We start from the raw sequence: 21198 nt of genomic DNA on the forward strand, positions 1-21198 counted from the left end.
CCACGTCCGGGATTGTCACCATGCGTCATTCGTTCGTCATCGCCAGCCTGCTGTGCTGCCTGGGCAGCGCCGCCAGCGCCGCTCCCCCGCCACCGGGGGATGCGGCCTTGCGCGCGGCCGCCCATGCGGCGGCGACCTATCGCACCGAGCTGATCAACAGCCTGGGCAAGATGGTCAGTTTCAATACGGTGGCCGACAAGGCGGTGCCGTTCGAGCGCAATGCGCAGCATCTCGGTTTCAAGCAGTACCTCAAGGCCGAGGCCGAGCGGCTCGGACTCGATTACACCGACCACGGCTATGTGATGGTGATCGGCCTGGGCAGCGGCACTGAGCGGGTCGGCATCATCACGCATGGCGATATCCAGCCGGTCGATCCGTCCAAGTGGAAAAAGTCGCCGTTCGAGCTGGACAAGACCAGCGAGGCCGGGCGCCTGATCGGGCGCGGCACCGAGGACGACAAGGGGCCGATCGCGACCGCCATGTACGCGATGAAGGCGATCAAGGACAGCAAGCTGGCGCTGTCGAAACGGCTGGAACTGTATATCTACATGGCCGAGGAATCGGACTGGGGGCCGCTGACCGAGTTTCTCAAGACGCACCAGGCGCCCCAGGTGAATATCACCCTCGACGCCGAGTATCCGGTGGTGACGGCCGAGAAGGGCTACGGCACCATCAGCGTGACGGTGCCCGCACAGCCGTCCGCCGCGCCGGACACGGCCTCGCTGAGCGCCTTCGGCGGCGGCTTTTTCGGCAGCCAGATTCCGGAAGACGCCAGCGCCACCATCGACAACGTCACGCCCGAGCTCGAAGCGCGCATCCGCCAGCGCGCCACCGCCCAGGGCGGCATGCGCTACACCTTCACCCGCCAGGGCCAGCAGTTGCTGGTCAAGGCGCAGGGACTGGCGGCGCACTCGTCCAAGCCGGAAGACGGCGTCAACGCCATCAGCATGCTGGCCGATGCGCTCAGCGTGCAGGCGTGGCCGAACAGCACGGCCGGCGCCATGGTCAATTTTCTCAACGACCTGATCGGGACCAGCATGTATGGCGACAAGTTCGGCGCCATCGCTTACCGCGATAAATTCATGGGCCCGCTGACGGTGGCGCCGACCGTCATCAAGCAGGGCGAGGCCGGCATCTCGCTGCATGTGAATCTGCGCCGCCCGCAAGGCAAGACCACCGAACAGCTCACGCGCGAGGTGAACGCGGCGCTGGCGCAGTGGCAGGCGCAGCGCGTCGCGCTGGCCGATGTGAAGGTGGAGATCACCGAACCGTGGCTGCAGAAAAGCGCGCCGCAGGTGCCGACCTTGCTGTCGGTGTTTTCCTACTACACCGGGATCAAGAATCCGCGTCCGGTCTCGATCGGCGGCGGCACCAATTCGCGCCTGTTTCCGAACGCGGTCAGCTTCGGTCCGGCCATGCCGGGCACGGTGTACTCGGGCCACTCGGAGCACGAGTTCATCACCGTCAAGCAATTGATGCTGAACCTGCAGATGTACACGGCCGTCATGGTCGAGCTCGCAAAATAGACACGCGCGCCGGCGCGGCGCGAGGCGACGCGCATGCGCCGCCGCGCCTCGCCGGCCGCGCATCTCCCCGTGTCCGGTTCGATCGCACCCGTAAAAACACCGATCCGTGATGTAGGTGACAGCCTACTTAATGTAACCAGTTTCTCCGCTCAATCGTCAGTCCGGCGACGTCTCCCTCTGGCGCGTAACACCGCTTTGGCGCGGCTGAAATACAGCCGGTTACAAGCCATTTTCCTCTAGAAATCTTGCCTCGCCTACGCGTGAAAATACGCAAAATTGGCGTGCTAGCATCCATTCCCTGTCCGCGATCGACGGCGTTTTTGCGGCATGGCGCCGCCCACGCGCAGCCTGAAAAGGACCAGCGGCCACGGCCGTTTCGGCCCACGACAAGGAACATCGATGAGTCAATTCGAATACCCGCGCCCCCAGCTCGTGCGCGAGCAATGGATCAGCCTGAACGGCCCGTGGAAATTCATGTTCGACGACGGGCGGCGCTGCCGCATGCCCGATGGCGCGACCGCATGGACGCACCAGATCGAGGTGCCGTTCGCGCCCGAAGCGCGCGCCAGCGGCCTGGGCGATACCGGCTTTCACTCGGTGTGCTGGTACGAGCGCAGCTTCCAGCTCACGCCGCACAGCGGGCGCACCATCCTGCATTTTGGCGCGGTCGACTACCGCGCCCGGGTCTGGGTCAACCAGCACCTGGTGGCCGAGCACGAGGGCGGGCACACGCCGTTCTCGGCCGACATCAGCGGCGTACTCGAGGAGGAGGGCGCGCAGCTCGTGACCGTGTACGTCGAGGACGATCCGCACGACCTGGCCAAGCCGCGCGGCAAGCAGGACTGGCTGCTCGAAGCGCACTCGATCTGGTATCCGCGCACCACCGGCATCTGGCAGACGGTGTGGATCGAACAGGTCGCCTCGACCTACATCCAGAGCTTGCGCTGGACGCCGATCTTCGAAACCTACGAAATCGGTTGCGAAATCTTTGCCACCGGCGACATCACCGAAGAACTGTTCGTCGAAGTCAAGATCTGGCACGGCGACAACCTGCTGGCGGACGACCACTACAAGCTGCTCGGCCACGAGGCCAACCGCAAGATTTCCCTGTCCGACCCCGGCATCGACGATTCGCGCAACGAACTGCTGTGGAGCCCCGAGCGGCCCACCCTGCTCAATGCCGAGGTGACCCTGCACCACCGTGGCCAGGTGCTCGACGTGGTGCGTTCCTACACGGCGCTGCGCTCGGTGGCGATCAACCGCGACCGCTTCATGCTCAACGGGCGCGCCTACGCGCTGCGGCTGGTGCTCGACCAGGGCTACTGGCCCGAGTCGCTGCTGACGGCGCCCTCCGACCTGGCCCTGAAACGCGATGTCGAGCTGGCCAGGGCGATGGGCTTTAACGGCGTGCGCAAGCACCAGAAAATCGAAGACCCGCGCTACCTGTACTGGGCCGACCGGCTGGGCCTGCTGGTGTGGGAAGAAATGCCCTCGGCCTACCGTTTCAGTCCCAAGGCCATCACGCGCATGGTGCGCGAATGGACCGAGGCCATCGAGCGCGACTACAGCCACCCGTGCATCATCGTCTGGGTCGCCTTCAACGAATCGTGGGGCGTGCCGAACCTGACCCTCACGCAAGCCCACCGCAACGCGGTCGAGGCCCTGTACCACCTGACCCGCACGCTCGACGCCACGCGCCCGGTGATCGGCAACGATGGCTGGGAAGCCTCGGCCACCGACATCCTCGGCATCCACGACTACGACTGCAGTCCCGAGCGGCTGGCGGCGCGCTACACCACCAGCGAGCCGACCCGCACCCTGTTCGACCAGCGCCGCCCGGGCGGACGCATCCTCACCCTGGACGGCTTTCCGCACCGCGGCCAGCCGATCGTGCTGACCGAGTTCGGCGGCATCGCTTTTGATAAGCACGGCGCCGGCGAGCGTACCTGGGGCTATTCGCGCGCCCGCACCGAAGACAGTTTCCTCGACCTGTACCGGCGCCTGCTCACGGTGGTCAATACCACGACCATGTTCAGCGGCTTTTGCTACACCCAGTTCAGCGACACCTTCCAGGAAGCGAACGGCCTGCTGTGCGCCGACCGCACGCCCAAGGTCCCGCTCGAACTGATCCGCGCGGCCACGCGCAACGACCACGAGAAGGAGGATTGCTATCCGGGATTTTCCTGACCAGCCGCCTTCCTCACCCGCGCACGACGACGCTGCGGGTTCGCAGGAGACCACACAGCCAACCACATACGCCCGGGACGGGCGAAAGGAGATCACATGTCGACCATCATCGTTTTTTGCCACCTGCGCTGGGACTTTGTTTACCAGCGGCCGCAGCAGTTGTTATCGCGGCTGGCGCACCATTTCCGCATCCTCTTTGTGGAGGAGCCCGTTCACGACGATGGCGACAGCTTCATGGAACAATCGAGTCCGGTCCCGAATGTGACCGTGTTGCGGCCGCACACGCCGGTGCATGCGCCGGGTTTCCACGACGACCAGATCCGCCTGCTGCAACCGCTGCTGGCCGGCCTGGCGCCGCCCGGCGAGCGGCCCATCGTCTGGTTCTATACGCCGATGGCCCTGCCGCTGCTGCAAGAGCTGCACGCGGGCCTGGTGGTGTACGACTGCATGGACGAGCTGGCGGCGTTCAAGAATCCGCCGCGCCAGCTCCTGCAGCGCGAAACAGCCCTGCTGAACCTGGCCGACCTGGTGTTTGCCGGCGGACCGAGCCTGTACCAGGCCAAGCGCGAGCGCCATCCGAACGCGCATTGCTTTCCCAGCAGCGTGGACGTGCGCCACTTCGAGCGCGCGCTCGGGCGCGACCGTGGTCATCCGCTCCAGGCCGGCATCGGCGCGCCGCGCCTGGGCTTTTACGGCGTGATCGACGAGCGCTTCGACGCCGCCCTGATCGGCGCGCTGGCCGATGCGCATCCCGACTGGCAACTGGTGATGGTGGGGCCGGTCATGAAGATCGACCCGGCCAGCCTGCCGCAGCGCCCGAACATCCACTACCTGGGGCAGCAATCGTACCAGGCGCTGCCGGGCCTGCTGGCCGGGTGGGATGTGTGCCTGCTCCCGTTCGCCCTGAATGAGGCCACCCGCTTCATCAGTCCGACCAAGGTGCTCGAATACATGGCCGCCGAGCTGCCGATCGTCAGCACCGGCATTGCCGACGTGGCCCGGCCGTATGGCCATGTGGTGGCGATCGCGCGCGACGCCGGCGACTTCATCGCGGCGTGCGAAGCGGCCCTGGCGATGACGCCGGAACGGCGCGCCGCGATGTGCGCCACCATGCGCAATATCGTGGCCGCCACCTCGTGGGACGTCACCGTGGACGCGATGCGGCGCCTGCTGGCCGAGACCACGCCGGGACGCAGCACGGCGCGCTTCAGCGGCGCCGGCTATGCGGGCGCCGGCTATGCGGGCGCCGGCTATGCGGGCGCCGGCGCGGGGACTGGCAGCGGCAGCGGCAGCGGCAGCGGCGCCACTGTCAACCCGCTGCGCTCGCAGACCGGCGCGCAGAAGGTGCAGACCGTCATCGTCGGCGCCGGTCCGACCGGGCTGTCCGCAGCCTACCACTTGGGGGAGGGCGCGCTGCTGCTCGACAAGAACAGCAGCGTTGGCGGCTGGTGCCGTTCGATCCACGACCAGGGCTTCACCTTCGACCATGCCGGCCACATCATGTTTTCGAACGATCCCTATGTGCTGTCGCTGTACGAGATGCTGCTCGGGCCGAACCTGCACTGGCAAAACCGCGAAGCCTGGGTCTACAGCAAGCGGGTGTACACGCGCTACCCGTTCCAGGGTGCGCTGTACGGTTTGCCGCCCAAGGTCATCACCGAATGCATCATCGGCGCCGTGGAAGCGCGCTTCGGCAGCATCGACGGGGCTGCGGCGGCGCCGCCACCGTGCGCGGTCAAGCCGGTGGAAGACTGCTGCGCCGATGGAACGGTCGAGGTCGCTCACGGCACGGCCAGCATTGCGCCGCGCAAGCGCGAGAGCCAGAACTTCGAAGAATTCATTTACAAGGTATGGGGGCGCGGCATCGCCGAGCACTTCGCCATTCCCTACAACAAAAAGCTGTGGACCGTGCCGCTCTCCGAGATGGAAACCTCCTGGCTCGGCGGCAGGGTGCCGCTGCCCGACCTGGAAGACATCATCGAAGGCGCGCTGGAACCGGTCGCCAAGCCGATGGGGCCGAATGCACGCTTCGGCTATCCGCTCTCGGGCGGCTTCCAGGCGCTGATGTCCGGTTTTCTGCCGCACATCAAAGGCAGGATCGAGATGAACGCCGAAGCGGCCCAGCTGCTGCCGCGCGAACATGTGCTGGTGATGGCCGATGGCAGCCGCTACCGTTACGATCACCTGATCAGCACCATGCCCCTGCCCGAGTTGATCAAGCTGATCGGCAGTGAAGCGCCGCCCGAGGTGCGGGCGGCGGCCGCGGGCTTGCGTCACTTGTCGGTGCGCTGCGTCAACCTTGGCGTGGCGCGTGAAAACATCACCGACAAGCACTGGATTTACTATCCCGAAGACACGATTTTCCACCGCATTTTCGTGCAGGGCAACGCCAGTCCTCACTGCAATCCGCCGGGTGGATTCGGGCTGACCTGCGAGATTTCGTACTCCCCCTGGAAGCCGCTGCCGCTCGACGGCAAGGCGCTGATCGACCGCTGCATCGAAGACTGCATCAAGGTCACCATGCTCAGGCCCGACGACCGCATCATCACCGCCAACCTGGTCGACATGCCGTATGCGTACGTGGTGTACGACCATGCACGCACGGACAACGTGGCGCTGGTCAAAGCGTGGCTGGCGCGTTACGACATCGTGCTGGCGGGCCGTTACAGCGAATGGGAGTACTACAATTCCGATCACGCGTTCATCGCCGGCAAGAAGGCGGCGGAAGCGGTGTTGCGCCAGCGCGCCGATGCGGCCAAGAACGTCGGGTCGGAGTAAGCTTGCGTTGACCTGTCGCGCACTTGGGGCCAAGTGCGCTGATGTCGCCTGATGGCTGGGTCATGCCTGCCGCTTGCGCCGACGGGCGTCCTTGCCGGCTTGTCGTTCCCACCACGGGGAAGACGGTGACAGTGCCAGCGCGTAAAACGTTCTGGCGCGTGAAACGTGTCAGCGGCTAACACGGGTAGCGACAACACGTGTAGCGACAACCCGCGTAGCAACAACAGGTGTAGCAACTACGGCGCGTCATCGGCTGCGACATGCCGGTGGGTAGAGCCAGCCAGTCGGTAGCGCCAGCCAGTGGGTAGAGTCAGCCAGTCGGTAGAGCCAGCCAGTGGCCGGCCCCCATTATCCAGTGCTGCTAACGCTCGATTGTGCCACCCGACATGCGCACGCGGTCGCCGGTAGCGAACGATGGCGCCGTTTCCTGTGTGACGACCTGGGTCGCGCCATCGTCCATTTTCAGGGTGATGCGGTAGACGCGTTCGCCGGTCATGGTGCCGCCGCTGGTGCCGGTGCTGCCGGCGCTGCCGGTGGAACCAGTCGATCCTCCGCTACCCGCCGTCCCGCTGGTCTGGCGTGGCACGACTTCGATCTTGCTCACGGTACTGTTGGGCATGCCTCCCGACGCGCCGGAAGGGCTCGTTCCACTGGCCATGCTGCCGCCCGACTGGGTGCTTCCCGCCGCGGTTGAACTGCCCGCGCCCGCCATGGAACTGTCCATGCCGCTGCCGCTACCTGAGCTGCCCGAGCCCGCCATGCTGCCGCCGCTCCCGGTCGACATGGAGCTGCCGCTGCCCGTGGTGCTTCCGGTCGAGGTCGACGTCGAGCCGCCGGTGCCCGCGCTGCTGCCCGTGCCGGTGTCGGCCATGCTTCCGCTGCCGCCGGTGGCGCTGGTCTGGCTGCTGCCGCCGGTTCCCGTGCTACCGCTGCCGCCGCTTCCTGAACTGCCGGCCGCGCCGCCGCTGTCGGTCGTGCCGCTTCCTGCCGACGCCGTGCTCGCCGAGGTGTCTGGGCTGGTGCTGCTGGCCGTGTCGCTGCCGTTCATGCCGGTGGAACTGCAGGCCGCCAGGGCCAGCAAGCCCGCCAAGAGCACGCTTTGTTCGATACGCTTCATGATCAACTCCTTTGGTTGGGTGTCTTCCTTGTGTGCGTGACAATGCCGCGTGCCACTGGGGTAAGAGCGGGCATTTGAACTAACGTTCCCATGCATTCATGTGCCTTTTGACACAGGTCAAACAATAAGCAGATTGTCTTGAATTTTTCGGGGAGGATGGGAATGGCGCAAAGACGGCGCAGTGCACGCTTGATACAGCGCAAATCCCCGTTTCTTTGACCAGGCAATAATTTTTCTACTGAATTTTTTGCGAGTTTTCCATGCCTGCCACTTCACTCTCCAGCCTGATCATTGACCTGGTCGCTTCGATGGAATCGAGCGTCACCAGCCTGCGCGAGCATCATTACTCGCAACAGGCGGTGCGGCGCCTCGTGCGCGAGGCGCAACCGCTTGACGGTGGCATTGGCGCTGGCGTGACGTCGCCCGGCGCGGCAGTACTAGCGGGAACGCGCCTGCGGCAGAAATGCCCAGAGCAGGCCCGCGGTGACGAGTGCGGCATTGCAGTCGACCATCCAGTCGCCGACTGCGCCTGTACGGTACGGTAAAAAACTCTGCACCAGTTCGTCCAGCGCGCCCATGACCATCACGGTCAGCACCGATTTGATGGCGCGTTCGCGTGCACTGCCCAGGCTGCCGGTAAACAAGAGGAAGGTGATGGTGCCGTAGGCCAGCGAGTGCAGCACGATGCCGGACGCCACGGTCCCAATTTCGGCGCGCGCCCCAGGCAGGGAACCCATGATGAGAATGGCGGCGTAGATCGCGAGCGCGGTGCCGTAGCGCAACTTGCGCAGGCGTTCATCGAGAACAAGCAGGGAAAGCAGGGCGGACATGACAGGGAGCGTGAGGGAAAACCGCCACCTTACCATGCCGGCCGCCGCGCAGGCGCGGCCGGCATATTGTTTGCCCAATAATGTTTTACCCGAATGGGCACTCAGATCGTCAGTGCGGGCGCGCCGTTGGGGTAGCGGGCGTCAAAGCAGCCGTGGCACTCGGCACAGAACAGATGGGCCACACGGACGGCACGCTGGCGCAAGACCAGCTTGAGATGGGAATGATTGCAGTTCGGACAAGTCTCGCGAACCGTACCGAAGGTGATCAGTTCGACCGGGGCATGATCGCTGTCGAGGTGGTCGACGACCGTGTTGGGGTTGAGTTCGCTCAGGACGAGGGTGTCGTCCGGGGTGTGGCGCTGGCGGCGGCTGGCGTTTGCCTGTTGATAAAGTGGCTCGGATAGTGCATCAAGGACATATTCGCTCATTCTTATCGCTCCGCTTGGCTGGCCAATGGTTATGAAAAAAGCTCGAGGAACTTCATGATAGATGAATGGGCGCCAGCTTCAAGCCTTTGCGTCATCTTTTTGCCCGTCCTAGTCAAAGGAACAGGAAAAAGTGTTGCGCCAAAAAAAAGCCCGCTTGTGGGAGCGGGCTAAACCCAAGATCGGGCCAAGAGATCGTCAATTCGGAGTGGTGTGCCGCCCTCTGGGTCGACACACCTGGCTGCCAGTCACGCATATCGGTTACGTGTACAGCAGATGAAGCAAGTATAGGCAGGCAATGTTACGCAGCTATGACACTGCGCAACATTCTCGAAAGTGGGAAGATAATTTCCGGAAGCATCCGGGCTGGCTGCGCACTGGCGGCCAGGCAAAAAAAAGCCCGCTGATGAAAGCGGGCTTAAACTATTTTCTTGGAGGAAGATAGTGGAGACAGGTGCAATTATGCGGGTCGGGCACTTATATGTCTAATTGCCTTTTCGGATACCAGACATGCACCTGTCTTATATCTGATGCGGTCGCTTAAACCGTGACGCTCAGGTCGACGTCGATGTTGCCGCGTGTTGCGTTCGAGTATGGGCAAACTTCATGTGCCTTGTCCACGGCAGCCTGGGCCGTTGCCTGGTCCATGCCCGGGGTGTTGACCACCAGCTTGATGGTCAGGCCGAAGCCGCCTTTGTCGTTCGGGCCCACGCCGACCGAGGCGTCGATGCGGGTGTCCGCTGGAACCGGGGTTTTCAGCGCGCCGCTGACCAGTTTCAGGGCCGACAGGAAGCAAGCCGCATAGCCTGCCGCGAACAGTTGCTCGGGATTGGTGCCGTCGCCGCCCGCGCCACCCAGTGCCTTCGGGGTCGACAGTTTGACATCCAGGACCTTGTCATCGGAAACTGCGCGGCCATCACGACCACCGGTTGCTGTTGCGTGTGCTGTGTAGAGAACTTGCATGGTAACTCCTTGGTTGGGTTGGGACGGCAACGCTGTGCCGATGGGAGAACTATAGCGAACAATTCAATTGTGTGCAATCGTTTTATTTGGATGTGTTGATGGCAAAGGCGGGGCTCAGCCCCGCCGTGTCATCAGTCGTGGTCTTCCATCGCCTTGAACAGGTCGTCGCGCACGCCCGACAGCTCGCTGCGCATGCGTCCCAGCGCGGCCAGTTCCTGCCCGCTGGCGCACAGCACCTGTTCCGGAATCGCTTCGGCCTGGACCCGCAGCGCCTGGCCCTGGGCGGTCAGCACGATGCGCACCTGGCGCTCGTCATGCGGATCGCGGTTGCGCGAGAGCAGGCCGTTCGCTTCCAGGCGCTTGAGCAGCGGCGTGAGCGTGCCCGAATCGAGAAACAGGCGCGCCCCGATATCCTTGACCAGGATCGCATCCTGTTCCCACAGCACCAGCATCACCAGGTATTGCGGGTAGGTCAGGCCGAGCCGGTCGAGCATCGGCTTGTAGGTCTTGGTCATCGCGTGCGAGGCTGAATACAGGGCGAAGCAGAACTGGTTTTCCAGCGCAAGCATGTTGATCCCTGCCGGCAGCGGTTGTTTGGTTTGGCTCATTCCTTCACCGGGACCGTGTAGTTGAGGGCGAGCCGGCCACCATCGACATACATGGTCTGGCCGGTCATGTAGGAAGCGTCGTCGCTGGCCAGGAACACCACCACCGAGGCGATTTCTTCCGGTTCGCCGCAGCGTCCCAGCGGCGTGCGCGACAGGATCGTGTTGCGCGCTTCCGGGCTGCCCAGCACGGCTTTCTTGGCCAGTTCGGTCAGGATGGTGCCGGGGCCGATGCCGTTCACGCGGATGCCGTAGCCGGCCAGGTTCAGCGCCATGACCTTGGTCAGCTGGTTGATGCCGCCCTTGGACACCACGTATGGCACCTGGTTGGCGATCGCCACTTCCGAATTGACGCTCGACATATTGATGATGCAGCCGTGTTGCTGGCTCACCATGTGGCGCGCCGCAGCCTGGCCGCACAGGAACATGGACTTCAGATTGATGCGCATCACGCGGTCGAAATCGTCTTCGGTCAGGTCGAGGAAATCGGCGGCGTGGGTCACGCCGGCGTTGTTGACCAGCACATCGATGCGCCCGAAGGCGGCCACGGTCGCGGCGATCATGGCATCGACATCGGCCTTCTGGCTGACGTCGGCGGCAAAGAAGCGGGCGTTCTCGCCAAGCGCCTCGGCCGCGGCGGCGCCGTCGGGCTTGATATCGACCAGCATCACGCGCGCGCCTTCCTTCACCAGGCGCTGGGCGCAGGCCAGGCCGATGCCTTGCGTGGCGCCGGTGACGATCGCTACTTTTTGCTCAAGTCTCATGTATTGCTTTCAATGTGATGCGGAATAGCGAATTTTAACCACACAGTGCGCCCGGCGTCGGGTTTTTTGCACTGCATCACAGCATGATGGGGCGATCCGGCAACTCGTTGGCGCGCGCGCCCTGCGCTGGAAAGTGCTCCACCAGCAAGCTGTTGACTTGTGCCAATGCAGCCAGCGTGGCGGCGTGGAATTGGCCGAGTGCAAAACCCTGCGTCATGGTCGCGCACACACGTTTCCAGACGATATTGTCGATCTTGCGCCCGACGTTGCGGTCGGTCACGATTTCGATCTGATGCTCGGCCAGGTTCACGTAGATGAGCACGCCGCAATTGTCTTCCGTATCCCAGATGCCATATTCGGCAAACAGGGCAATCGCGCGTTCGCGGATGCCCATGCCGGCCCACAAGGCGTCGAAGGGCATGCCGTGCTCGACGATGAGGCGCACCTCGCTGCGGTGGCGTTGCTCGCCGGACGCGATGGCCTTGGCGATCGCATCGAGCGTCTCCGGCGGAAACGCGCGCCGGCCGTTCGCTTGCGTGCTGCGCCAGTGGCGCCAGATGCGCGCCAGGCGCGAACCGCTTGTTGATGTGGCGGACTGACTCATTACCAATCTCCCGAGGCGCCGCCGCCGTCAAAACTGCCGCCGCCGCCGGAAAACCCGCCGCCGGAAAAACCACCACCGCCGCCACCGCCGCGACCGAGGCCGCCAAGCGCGCTGCCGATGATGAAGCCGGTCGCACCGCTGCTCCAGCCGCCGCTGCCCAGACGCGAGCGGCGTGGCCGCAACATCGATGCCAGCGCAATCGCGCCGAACAGGATCAGCGGCACCAGCATGCCGCCGCCGCCCGACTCCTGCGCCTGGCGCTGCTGTTGTGCCTGCGGCGGGGCAGGGAACTGCTCGGCGTTGAGCAGGGTCGCAATGGCGCCCACGCCGGCCACCAGGCCGTCATAAAACTGTTTCTGCTGAAAATGCGGGGCGATTACATCCTGCAAGATGCGCTTCGATTGCGCATCAGTCAGCACGCCTTGCACGCCGCGCCCGGCTTCGATGCGCAAGCGCCGCAGGGCGGTGGGATTCTCGGGCGCCACCACCAGCAGCACGCCATCGTCGACGCCCTTGCGGCCGAGCTTCCAGGCATCGGTCACGCGGATGCTGTACTGCTCGATCTGTTCCGGCGCCGTGCTCTTGACCAGCAACACCGCGATCTGGCTGCCGGTCTTGCTTTCGTAGTCGGTCAGCACGGCTTCGAGTTTGGCGCGCTGTTCCGCGCTCAGCATGCCGGCCTGGTCGGTGACATGGCTGCTCAGGGTCGGCACCGGCGCCAGCTGGGCGTGGGCGGTGGCGCCCAGACCGAGCCCGAACGCCAGGGCCAGCAACCATAAATAACGCAGCAGCTTCATCGGCTTACTTGCCAAAGTTCACGGCTGGGGCGGTCGAAATCGCCTTTTCGTTTTCGACGGTGAACGACGGCTTGACCTCGTAGCCGAACATCTTGGCGGTCAGGTTGGTCGGGAACTTGCGCACCTGGACGTTGTAATCCTGCACGGTGACGATGTAACGCTGGCGCGCCACGGTGATGCGGTTCTCGGTGCCTTCCAGCTGCGACTGCAGGTCGCGGAAGCTGGCGTCGGCCTTCAGGTCGGGATACTTCTCGGCAACCACCATCAGGCGCGACAAGGCGCCGGACAACTCGCCCTGGGCCGCCTGGAACTTCTTGAACGCTTCCGGATCGTTGAGCACCTCGGGAGTGACCTGGACGCTGGTGGCGGAGGCGCGTGCGCGCGTGACCGCTTCCAGCGTTTCTTTTTCGTGCGAGGCATAGCCCTTGACCGTGTTGACCAGATTCGGAATCAGGTCGGCGCGGCGCTGGTACTGGTTGACGACTTCGCCCCAGGCCGCCTTGCTGGCTTCATCCTTGGTCTGGAATTCGTTATAGCCGCAGCCGGACAGGAGTGTCCCCGTCAGTGCCAGGGTCAGCAGCACCCGTGTGCAGCGTGCGAATGCGTTGTTTGTCATGGTATTTCCGTCCGTAGCAAGTTGTCGAATGGTCAAAAATATACCCTAAATGCCCACAAGATGGCTTTTCAAGCGTGCGTGCTTGCGGGCGGGGAGGGCGAGGGGAAGGTTACAATGGCGGGTTTGTAATTGACTACGAGGCTGTCCTGTGAACTTTATCAACAAGCTGTCCGCCGCCTGGACCACCAACAACTCCCTGCTGTGCGTGGGCCTGGACCCCGACCTGGCGCGTTTCCCGGCGCAACTGGCCAGCGAGCCGGACGCGATTTACCTGTTTTGCAAGGAAATCATCGACGCCACGGCGGACCTGGCCTGTTCCTTCAAGCCGCAGATCGCTTACTTTGCCGCGCTGGGCGCGGAGGGGCAGCTCGAGCGCATTTGCGCGTATGCGCGCCAGCATTATCCGCACATTCCCGTCATTCTCGACGCCAAGCGCGGCGACATCGGCGCCACCGCGCGCCAGTACGCGCGCGAAGCGTTCGACCGCTACGGGGCCGATGCGGTGACGGTTAACCCGTACATGGGTTTCGACTCGGTCGAGCCGTACATGGAATGGACCGACCGCGGCGCTATCGTGCTGTGCCGCACGTCCAATCCGGGCGGATCGGATTTGCAGTTCCTGATGGCCGACGGCAAGCCGCTGTACCAGCACGTGGCGCGCATGGTGGCCGACACGTGGAACAAGAACGGGCAGTGCGCGCTGGTGGTGGGGGCGACCTTTCCGGAAGAACTGGCGCAGGTGCGGGCGATCGTGGGCGAGATGCCGCTGCTGGTGCCGGGGGTGGGTGCGCAGGGCGGGGATGTGGAAGCGACCGTCAGGTCCGGACGCACGGCCAGCGGCGCCGGCATGATGATCAACTCTTCGCGCGCGATCTTGTATGCGACGGCGCAGGGGAGCGAGGATTTTGCGGCGGCTGCGCGCCGGGTGGCGACCGAGACGCGCGACGCGATTAATTTGTATCGCTAACCCGTCGTTCGCGCAGAGGCGGGAACCCAAGTTCGTACCGTAGCCAGTGTCGGCTCGGCAAACTTGGGTTCCCGCTTTCGCGGGAACGACGAGCTAGCGGCGACAGGATAATTAGTACCTGCTCGGCGCAATCGCCTCGGCATAATCGTACAAGGTCCCCAGAATTTCCTCGGCCCGCTCATCGGCATCTTCCGACAAGGTATCAATCTCCGCAAACAACTGCTCGATCGTGCGCGCGCCGCCTTCCCCGTCGAACAGCCTGGCCGCGCGGTGCGCTTCCCACTGCTGCGCTTCGGCTTCGCTCAACAACTCCGGGAAATTGCGCGCGCGATACCTGAACACCAGCTCCACCAGGCGCTGATCCTCGAACGACGGCCTGGCCTTGGCCAGCTTTTCCGGCGTCTCGGTGCGCAAGGACTCCAGCTTGCGCCGGTCGCCGCTGCCGATAAAGCCGCCATACAGGTCTTCATCCACATCCACGCTTTCCTGCGCACCCGGCCGCTGGTACACCTGCGCCCACAAGGCCCCCATATCCGGCCCCGCCGCCGCCACGGCCGCAAAGGCGCGGGCCTGCTCGATATCGATGCCCCATTTCTGCGCCATCTCGGCGCTCAAGGTCTTGAGATTGCCCACCAGCATAGGCGACTTGTTCAAATGGATGCTCTTGATCGGCAAGCGCGTCACGCCTTCCGGCAGGTCGGCCGAGCGCGTGAACATGCGCAGGCGGATCGTGTCCGCGTCGAGCCCGAACAGCTCGGTCGGATCGTAGCTGCAATCCCACACCAGCACTTCATTCTTGTTGGTCGGATGCGTTGCCAGCGGCCACACCAGGCCGATGCAGCCGCGCTCGGTCGGGAACATGCCCGACACGTGCAGGAAGGGCTGGCGTTGCGCCGCCGCCAGATGCATGCCCATTTCCGAGGCGACCTTGTCTTTCTTGTGCAGGGCCAGGCAAAAATCGAACAGCTTGGGCTGCTTGTCGCGGATCAGGCGCGCCAGCGCGATGGTGGCGCGCACGTCCGACAACGCATCGTGCGCCGACTCGTGCAGCAAACCATTGGCCTTGGCCAGATGTTCCAGCTTGAAACTCGGCTTGCCATCCTCGCGCATCGGCCATTCGATACCTTCCGGACGCAGCGCGTAGGTCATGCGCACCACGTCGAGCAAGTCCCAGCGTCCGCAATTGTGCTGCCACTCGCGCGCGTACGGGTCGATCAGGTTGCGCCAGAACAGGAAGCGGGTGATCTCGTCATCGAAACGGATGGTGTTGTAGCCCACGCCAATGGTGCCCGCCTGGCTGAACGCGGCCTCGATGGTGGCCGCGAACTGGTGCTCGGGCACGCCCATTTCCAGGCATTGCTGGGGCGTGATGCCGGTGATCAGGCAGGACTGCGGGTCGGGCAGGAAATCCGGGGCCGGCTGGCAGTACAGCATGATCGGCTCGCCGATTTCGTTCAGGGCGGCATCGGTGCGGATCGCGGCGAACTGCGCCGGACGATCGCGGCGCGGCTGGGCGCCGAAGGTTTCGTAGTCGTGCCAGAGAAAGGTATGGGTGGTCATGGAACTTTGATCAATAAGTTGCGCTAAGTTCCGTCGTTCCCGCGCAGGCGGGAACCCAAGCTCTCGTTGCTAAGCGACGGTGCCTTGGATTCCCGCCTGCGCGGGAATGACGGTTCCGAATGTTGCGGTCAGAATTTCGATGGCGTCAGGGGCGGACCCATATGGTACACAGATTGGCGCCGCCCCGGGGCGCGCTTTCAGCGCGCCACCCGGTTGCGTCCGCCGTCCTTGGCGCGGTACAAGGCGGCGTCGGCCGCTGCGATCAGGCCGCTGTCATCCATGCCCGCTTCCAGCAAGGCCACCCCGAACGAGGCCGTGATGTGCGGCAGGGGAACGCGCATGTCGCGGAAAATCGGCGCTTCGCGCATGCGCGCGCACAGGCGGTCGGCCACCATCACGGCCAGCGGTTCCGGCGTTTCTGGCAGGATCACCATCAACTCCTCGCCGCCGTAGCGCAGCGCAAAATCGGACGGGCGCAGCGCCGTCGAAATCACATCGGCCGCCGCGCGCAACGCGTCGTCGCCGGCCAGGTGGCCATGGGTGTCGTTGAACAGCTTGAAGTGGTCGAGGTCGAGCATCACCAGCGCCAGCGGCGTGCCGGCGCGGTGCGCGGTGGCGATCAGCTTGGGCAGCATGTCGTTCATCCAGGCCCGGTTGTACAGCCCGGTCAAGCCATCGTTCATCGACAGCTGGCGATAGAATTCGCCCAGCTTCTGGCGCCGCCGCAGCAGCGCGTTGGCGGCCCGGATGCGGAACGACAGCAGCCGCAGCAGGTTGCGCGCCAGGCCGTTCGACTGGTCGATCAGCTTCCACACCAGTTCGCCTTCGATGACCAGCAGCTCCGATTCTTCGAGCGCACTGATCGAGGCCAGGTTGGCCGCTTCGTCCAGTACCGACTGCTCGCCCACGCTCTCGCCCGGCAAGATCTTGCTGACCGTGCCGTCGGCCATGCCGTTGCGCGTGTCGGCCTCGACCGCCAGGGCGCCGCGCAGCACGATGTACAGGCGCGCGCGGTTGCTGTCTTCGACCCGGTCGCCGGTGCCCAGCCGGATCACGGCGCACCCGGCCAGCGCCTGCGCGATCTGGTCGTCGTCGATATCGCGGAACAAATGCAGGTCGCGGATGGTGTAGCTTGATGCTGCGAAGGTGCCGATCTGTTCCAACATAGTCTCTCCGGTCAGGTATGCGCCGCTATAACAATTGGCGTTTGCATCATATCAGTGTTCCAATAGCGTCATTCGAATTCCACGGTTGATTCCATGCACTTCCTTGATGCCATTGGCACCCAACACAAGCCGGACCCGGCGGCACGGATCGTGTCGCTGGTGCCCTCGATTACTGAACTCCTGTGCGACCTCGGCCTGGCCGGGCAAGTGGTTGGGCGCACCGGCTTTTGCATCCATCCGGCCGCGCAGGTGGCGGCGATCGCCAAGATCGGCGGCACCAAGGATGTGAACCTGGAAAAGATCCGCAAGCTCGCACCCACCCATCTGGTGGTCAACATCGACGAAAACGAAAAGCCGACGGTCGAGGCGCTGGCCGCATTCGTGCCGAACATCGTCGTCACCCATCCGGTGGCGCCGCGCGACAACCTGGCATTGGCGCGCCTGATGGGCGGCATTTTTTGTGCCGGCGACAAGGCCGACGCCTGGTGCGCCGACTTTGAAGCGGAGTACGCCGCCTTGCAGGCGCTGCCCAAGGGCCGCCCGGCGACAGTGCTGTACTGCATCTGGCAAGATCCGTGGATGAGCATTTCGGCCGATACCTATATTGCCCGCATGATGGCCGAAATCGGCTGGCGCGTGCCGCAGCTGGACGATGCGACGCGCTACCCGCGCTTTACCTGGTCGGAGGAACTGGTGGCGCGCATCGACGGCGTATTGCTGTCGACCGAGCCCTACCGCTTCACGGAGGCCCACGCGGACGCATTGGAAAAGCAGATCGGCAAGCCGGTCTATCTGGTCGATGGGGAAATGATGTCGTGGTACGGCAGCCGTTCGGTCGCCGGTTTGCGCTACCTGCGCGCCATGGCGCAGTCGGCGTCGATGTTTTGAGCGGGGCAGCGGATGTGCCATGCCGGTGCTGCGTTGCGCTGGCTCAGGCCGGCCTGCCGCGGGGGCAGGCGCTGGCCCGATTGTCAGGCAATTACTCGTTCACTTCATCCGGCTCAGGCACCAGTTTCGGCGTGGCGTGCAGCTGCTTGTCGTGCAGGCGGCCCAGGGCGCTGTCAATGGCGCGCTTGAGTTTGTCGGCAGCGCCGCTGATGGCCTGGTGCAAGCTGACAGCGTGGTCGCTGACCGCGATCGGCTGATAGCCGGTCACGCGCGCTTCGAGCAGGCAGCGGTTGCCGCCGTCGGAGGATTTCTGGCTGTTTTCGTCGCTGAGGTGGACTTCAACACGGGTAATGTGTTCGCTAAAACGCGAGACGGCGGCCGAGACCACGGATTGCACATGATCGTCCAGGCCTTGATGACGTTCGATCGTTTTATCGGTATTGATGTTGATTTGCATAAGCTCACTCCCGGCTGTTCATAAAGGTACTCGCACAACCCCTTGTTGACCTGCATGTGCGGCCTGAGCGCATTGCTGCGCCACGCCAGGGTTGGCACTTCGTTAAGCACACGACCTATCTTACACCTTTCATTGAGATTGCTCAGTGCAAATGAAATCGAGGCGTGCGGGCTGCCAGCGCAGGGCGTCCGCATGCGCGCCGGCGCGTTCGATGGCAAAGCCCAGGCCCAGGTACAAACGGCGCGCTTGCGGGTTGCTTCGGTGCACCGACAAGGTCAGCGGTAACCGGTGAGCGGCCGCCCATTGCTGCAATGCGCGCAGCACGGCGCTGCCGGTGCCGTGTCCGCGCGCGTGCGGCAGCAGGGCGATATCGACCAGGCGCATTGCCAGCGGCCCATGCTCGAGCACGATGCGCGCCACCGGCTCGCCGGCTTCCTCGAGGATCAGATAGATGGCGTCGGGAAAGCGCTGGCGGTAGTCGGCCATTTGCAGGCGCTGCTGCATCGACATGATCGAGGCCGCCAGGGCCGGATCGGCGCGGCCGCTGCCGAGCAAGTCCTGGCGCGTGGACGCGTACAGGCGCGCCAGGAACGGCGCATCGCCCGGCACCAAGGCACGCGCGCCGAAAGCGTGCAGATGGGTGGCCAGGTTCATGCCCCGGCCTTGGCCTCGCGCGCGGCGGCCGCTTTTTCCTCTTCCTCTTTTTGGTGATGGGGAAAGCGGTCCATGCGCGAGAGCACCGGAAACTTGAAGATCCAGATCGCCGTGACCGCCAGGGTGGCGGCGCCGCCGAACAGGATGGCGCGGGTCAGGCCGAACCAGCCGGCGGTCAGGCCCGACTCGAATTCACCGAGCTCGTTGGACGCGCCGATGAACACCGCATTGACCGCGCTCACGCGGCCGCGGATTTCATCGGGCGTCTCGAACTGCACCAGCAGATGGCGCACATAGACGCTGACCATATCGCCCGCGCCGAGCAGGAACAGGGCCGCCAGCGCCACCGGAAAACTCGCGCTCCAGCCCAGCACCAGCGTTGCCAGGCCGAACACGGCCACGCCGCCGAACATCCACGCGCCGACGCGGCGGCGGATCGGATAAAACGCCAGCAGCACCGAGCACAGCGCGGCGCCGACCCCGGGCGCGGTGCGCAGCAGGCCCAGGCCCGCCGAGTCGACCTGCAGCACATCGTGCGCGTAGGCCGGCAACAGCGCCGTGGCGCCGCCGAACAGCACCGCGAACAGATCGAGTGAAATGGCCCCCAGCATGATCGGGCGCGACCACACGAAGCGCAAGCCTTCCAGCACCGTGTGCCAGGTGGCCGGCTCCTTGTTGACCGCCTGCGGGGCGCTGGTCGTGAGCGTCATCAGGATCACCGACAGCACCAGCAGCGCAGCGGCCGCCAGGTACACGGTGGACGGCCCGGCGATGTACAGCAAGCCGCCGAGCACGGGTCCGACAATCACGGCGACGTGAAAGGCCGACGAGCTGAGCGCGACGGCCTGGCTGAAACTCTCGTTCGGCACCATGTTGCGCAGCACCGCCTGGGTGGCCGGCATCATGAAGGCGCGCGCGCTGCCGAACAGCACCAGCACCGCGAACACCGGCCACACTACCCCGATCCCGCTCACGGTGAAAGCGAGCAGGAGCGAACCGCACAGCAACTGTGTGAGGAGGCACAGGATGATGATCAGGCGCCGGTTGTAGCGGTCGGCGGTATGGCCTGCCAGCAAGATCAGCACCAGGAAAGGGGCGAACTGGGCCAGGCCGATCAAGCCCAGGTCGAACAGGCTGCCGGTCATCTGGTACACCTGCCAGCCGATCGCCACGCTTTGCATCTGTACCGCCAGGGTGCCCAACACGCGCGCCGCCAGGTAGAACGAGAAATTTCGGTTGCGCAAAACACTGAAACCGTTGGACGGCGACATCACAGACATAGGAACTTTCGGGACGGGCTAAGCAGGTAGGGTAAAATGATTCTTTCTGGAACCATCAACGTTGTATTGTGCCCGATGTTTCCCGACCCTGCTGGCTGCGCCCCCTCCTTGCCGTTATCGTTTTATGCAGAAGACCATATTTGATACCCCTGTCGTCAACACCCTGATGAGAGGTTTTTCCCTCCTGACCTTGCGGCTGATGGGCTGGCGTACCGAAGGATTGACGCCGGAGCAGATTGCCGGCTATTCCAGGTACGTCCTCATTGCCGCGCCCCACACCAGCAACTGGGATTTTCCGGTCACGCTGATGGTGTGTTTCGCCTTGCGGCTGCGGGTGTACTGGATGGCCAAGTCGAGCCTGTTCAAATGGCCGATCGGCTGGCTCTCGCGCTGGCTGGGCGGGATTGCGATCGACCGCACGGCCTCGAACAACACGGTGCAGAACACGATTGACGCGTTCGCCAAGCGCGAGCGGCTGGCGGTGATTGTCGCGCCGGAAGGCACGCGCGGCAAGGTTACGCACTGGAAGACCGGGTTTTACCACATTGCGCACGGCGCCAACGTACCGATCGCGCTGGCCTTCCTCGACTTCAAGCGCAAGACCGGCGGGATCGGGCGCATGTTCCAGACCACCGGCGACATCACGCTCGACATGGCCGAGATCCAGCAGTTCTACAGCGGCGTGACCGGCAGGAACAGCGACCAGTTCGACGCCGGCTCGGTCAAGCGTAAATAATCCTACAACCGGGGTCAGAGCTTTAATTCGCAATTAGTTTCCAAACCCACCACCGGGTTCAGACCTCCAATCAGAAGTTAATTGCGGATCAGACGGAAAGGCGCCGACCTTGATGCGCACGGTCAAAAAATGCCCGTTTTTGTGCGTAACCCGCCGGGGCGTGCCTCCAAGTAAGCAATTTATTGCTAATCGGAGATCAGCCCCGGTTGGCACGGCTGGCTTATGAGCAATGTTTCGAATTAAAGCTCTGACCCCGGTGTGAGCCGGGGGCGGGGCCG

The 21198-nt window shown here is 64.1% G+C and carries 20 protein-coding genes; 6 read left to right on the forward strand and 14 right to left on the reverse strand.

The window, feature by feature from the left end; translation table 11 throughout:
• Positions 1 to 20 precede the first annotated feature (20 nt).
• The 3 genes from F1609_RS08340 to F1609_RS08350 all read left to right on the forward strand — a co-directional run bounded on the left by F1609_RS08340 (position 21) and on the right by F1609_RS08350 (position 6491).
• A complete protein-coding gene (locus F1609_RS08340) occupies positions 21 to 1526 on the forward strand; it encodes a dipeptidase (protein WP_167076004.1) in 1506 nt (501 codons plus the stop codon).
• Positions 1527 to 1925: 399 nt separating this feature from the next.
• Positions 1926 to 3713: a glycoside hydrolase family 2 TIM barrel-domain containing protein gene (locus F1609_RS08345; RefSeq protein ID WP_187362953.1), complete on the forward strand. Its 1788-nt coding sequence runs from the start codon at positions 1926 to 1928 to the stop codon at positions 3711 to 3713.
• A 96-nt stretch (positions 3714 to 3809) separates the two neighbouring features.
• On the forward strand, positions 3810 to 6491 hold the full coding sequence (locus F1609_RS08350) for an NAD(P)-binding protein (protein ID WP_167076006.1): 2682 nt from the start codon (positions 3810 to 3812) through the stop codon (positions 6489 to 6491).
• A gap of 361 nt (positions 6492 to 6852) precedes the next feature.
• On the opposite strand, the gene F1609_RS08355 is transcribed toward F1609_RS08350, so the two are convergent.
• The 9 genes from F1609_RS08355 to F1609_RS08395 all read right to left on the reverse strand — a co-directional run bounded on the left by F1609_RS08355 (position 6853) and on the right by F1609_RS08395 (position 13212).
• Positions 6853 to 7608, reverse strand: a complete 756-nt coding sequence (locus F1609_RS08355) for a hypothetical protein (RefSeq protein WP_167076007.1) — start codon at positions 7606 to 7608, stop codon at positions 6853 to 6855.
• Positions 7609 to 8045: 437 nt separating this feature from the next.
• The gene (locus F1609_RS08360) at positions 8046 to 8438 is read right to left on the reverse strand and encodes a VanZ family protein (RefSeq protein ID WP_167076008.1); all 393 of its coding nucleotides are present in this window, start codon (positions 8436 to 8438) and stop codon (positions 8046 to 8048) included.
• Between the two features lie 101 nt (positions 8439 to 8539).
• Positions 8540 to 8866, reverse strand: a complete 327-nt coding sequence (locus F1609_RS08365) for a hypothetical protein (RefSeq protein WP_167076009.1) — start codon at positions 8864 to 8866, stop codon at positions 8540 to 8542.
• Positions 8867 to 9403: 537 nt separating this feature from the next.
• Positions 9404 to 9826, reverse strand: a complete 423-nt coding sequence (locus F1609_RS08370; protein ID WP_167076010.1) for an organic hydroperoxide resistance protein — start codon at positions 9824 to 9826, stop codon at positions 9404 to 9406.
• 131 nt (positions 9827 to 9957) lie between these two features.
• Entirely contained in the window at positions 9958 to 10434 is a 477-nt protein-coding gene (locus F1609_RS08375) for a MarR family winged helix-turn-helix transcriptional regulator (RefSeq protein ID WP_166878963.1), read from the reverse strand.
• Positions 10431 to 11195: an SDR family NAD(P)-dependent oxidoreductase gene (locus tag F1609_RS08380; RefSeq protein WP_167076011.1), complete on the reverse strand. Its 765-nt coding sequence runs from the start codon at positions 11193 to 11195 to the stop codon at positions 10431 to 10433. The genes F1609_RS08375 and F1609_RS08380 overlap by 4 nt, the downstream gene beginning before the upstream one ends.
• Positions 11196 to 11271: 76 nt before the next feature.
• The gene (locus F1609_RS08385; protein ID WP_167076012.1) at positions 11272 to 11799 is read right to left on the reverse strand and encodes a TPM domain-containing protein; all 528 of its coding nucleotides are present in this window, start codon (positions 11797 to 11799) and stop codon (positions 11272 to 11274) included.
• Complete coding sequence (locus F1609_RS08390) at positions 11799 to 12596, reverse strand: TPM domain-containing protein (RefSeq protein WP_167076013.1); 798 nt, start codon at positions 12594 to 12596, stop codon at positions 11799 to 11801. The genes F1609_RS08385 and F1609_RS08390 overlap by 1 nt, the downstream gene beginning before the upstream one ends.
• 4 nt (positions 12597 to 12600) lie before the next feature.
• Positions 12601 to 13212 carry a LemA family protein gene (locus F1609_RS08395; RefSeq protein WP_167076014.1) on the reverse strand — a complete coding sequence of 204 codons (612 nt, stop codon included), beginning with the start codon at positions 13210 to 13212 and terminating at the stop codon, positions 12601 to 12603.
• A gap of 148 nt (positions 13213 to 13360) precedes the next feature.
• Between F1609_RS08395 and pyrF the strand changes: the two genes are divergently transcribed.
• A complete protein-coding gene (pyrF, locus tag F1609_RS08400) occupies positions 13361 to 14179 on the forward strand; it encodes an orotidine-5'-phosphate decarboxylase (RefSeq protein ID WP_167076015.1) in 819 nt (272 codons plus the stop codon).
• Between the two features lie 111 nt (positions 14180 to 14290).
• Here pyrF and sbcB read toward each other — a convergent pair whose 3' ends face one another.
• Complete coding sequence (gene sbcB / locus F1609_RS08405) at positions 14291 to 15739, reverse strand: exodeoxyribonuclease I (RefSeq protein ID WP_167076016.1); 1449 nt, start codon at positions 15737 to 15739, stop codon at positions 14291 to 14293.
• 197 nt (positions 15740 to 15936) lie between these two features.
• On the reverse strand, positions 15937 to 16902 hold the full coding sequence (locus F1609_RS08410; RefSeq protein WP_167076062.1) for a GGDEF domain-containing protein: 966 nt from the start codon (positions 16900 to 16902) through the stop codon (positions 15937 to 15939).
• 96 nt (positions 16903 to 16998) lie between these two features.
• Between F1609_RS08410 and F1609_RS08415 the strand changes: the two genes are divergently transcribed.
• Complete coding sequence (locus F1609_RS08415) at positions 16999 to 17793, forward strand: helical backbone metal receptor (RefSeq protein ID WP_167076017.1); 795 nt, start codon at positions 16999 to 17001, stop codon at positions 17791 to 17793.
• A 91-nt stretch (positions 17794 to 17884) separates the two neighbouring features.
• Here the strand turns inward: F1609_RS08415 and F1609_RS08420 are convergent, their stop codons facing one another.
• The 3 genes from F1609_RS08420 to F1609_RS08430 form a co-directional block, all read right to left on the reverse strand.
• Positions 17885 to 18250, reverse strand: a complete 366-nt coding sequence (locus F1609_RS08420) for an HPF/RaiA family ribosome-associated protein (RefSeq protein ID WP_166878943.1) — start codon at positions 18248 to 18250, stop codon at positions 17885 to 17887.
• Between the two features lie 129 nt (positions 18251 to 18379).
• A complete protein-coding gene (locus tag F1609_RS08425; protein WP_167076018.1) occupies positions 18380 to 18904 on the reverse strand; it encodes a GNAT family N-acetyltransferase in 525 nt (174 codons plus the stop codon).
• Entirely contained in the window at positions 18901 to 20184 is a 1284-nt protein-coding gene (locus tag F1609_RS08430; protein ID WP_167076019.1) for an MFS transporter, read from the reverse strand. Before F1609_RS08430 ends, F1609_RS08425 begins: the two co-directional genes overlap by 4 nt.
• A gap of 124 nt (positions 20185 to 20308) precedes the next feature.
• Between F1609_RS08430 and F1609_RS08435 the strand changes: the two genes are divergently transcribed.
• The gene (locus F1609_RS08435; protein WP_167076020.1) at positions 20309 to 20920 is read left to right on the forward strand and encodes a lysophospholipid acyltransferase family protein; all 612 of its coding nucleotides are present in this window, start codon (positions 20309 to 20311) and stop codon (positions 20918 to 20920) included.
• Positions 20921 to 21198: the final 278 nt, after the last annotated feature.

Source organism: Massilia aquatica (genome assembly GCF_011682045.1).
In the GTDB taxonomy this organism is placed as follows: Bacteria; Pseudomonadota; Gammaproteobacteria; order Burkholderiales; family Burkholderiaceae_D; genus Telluria_A; species Telluria_A aquatica.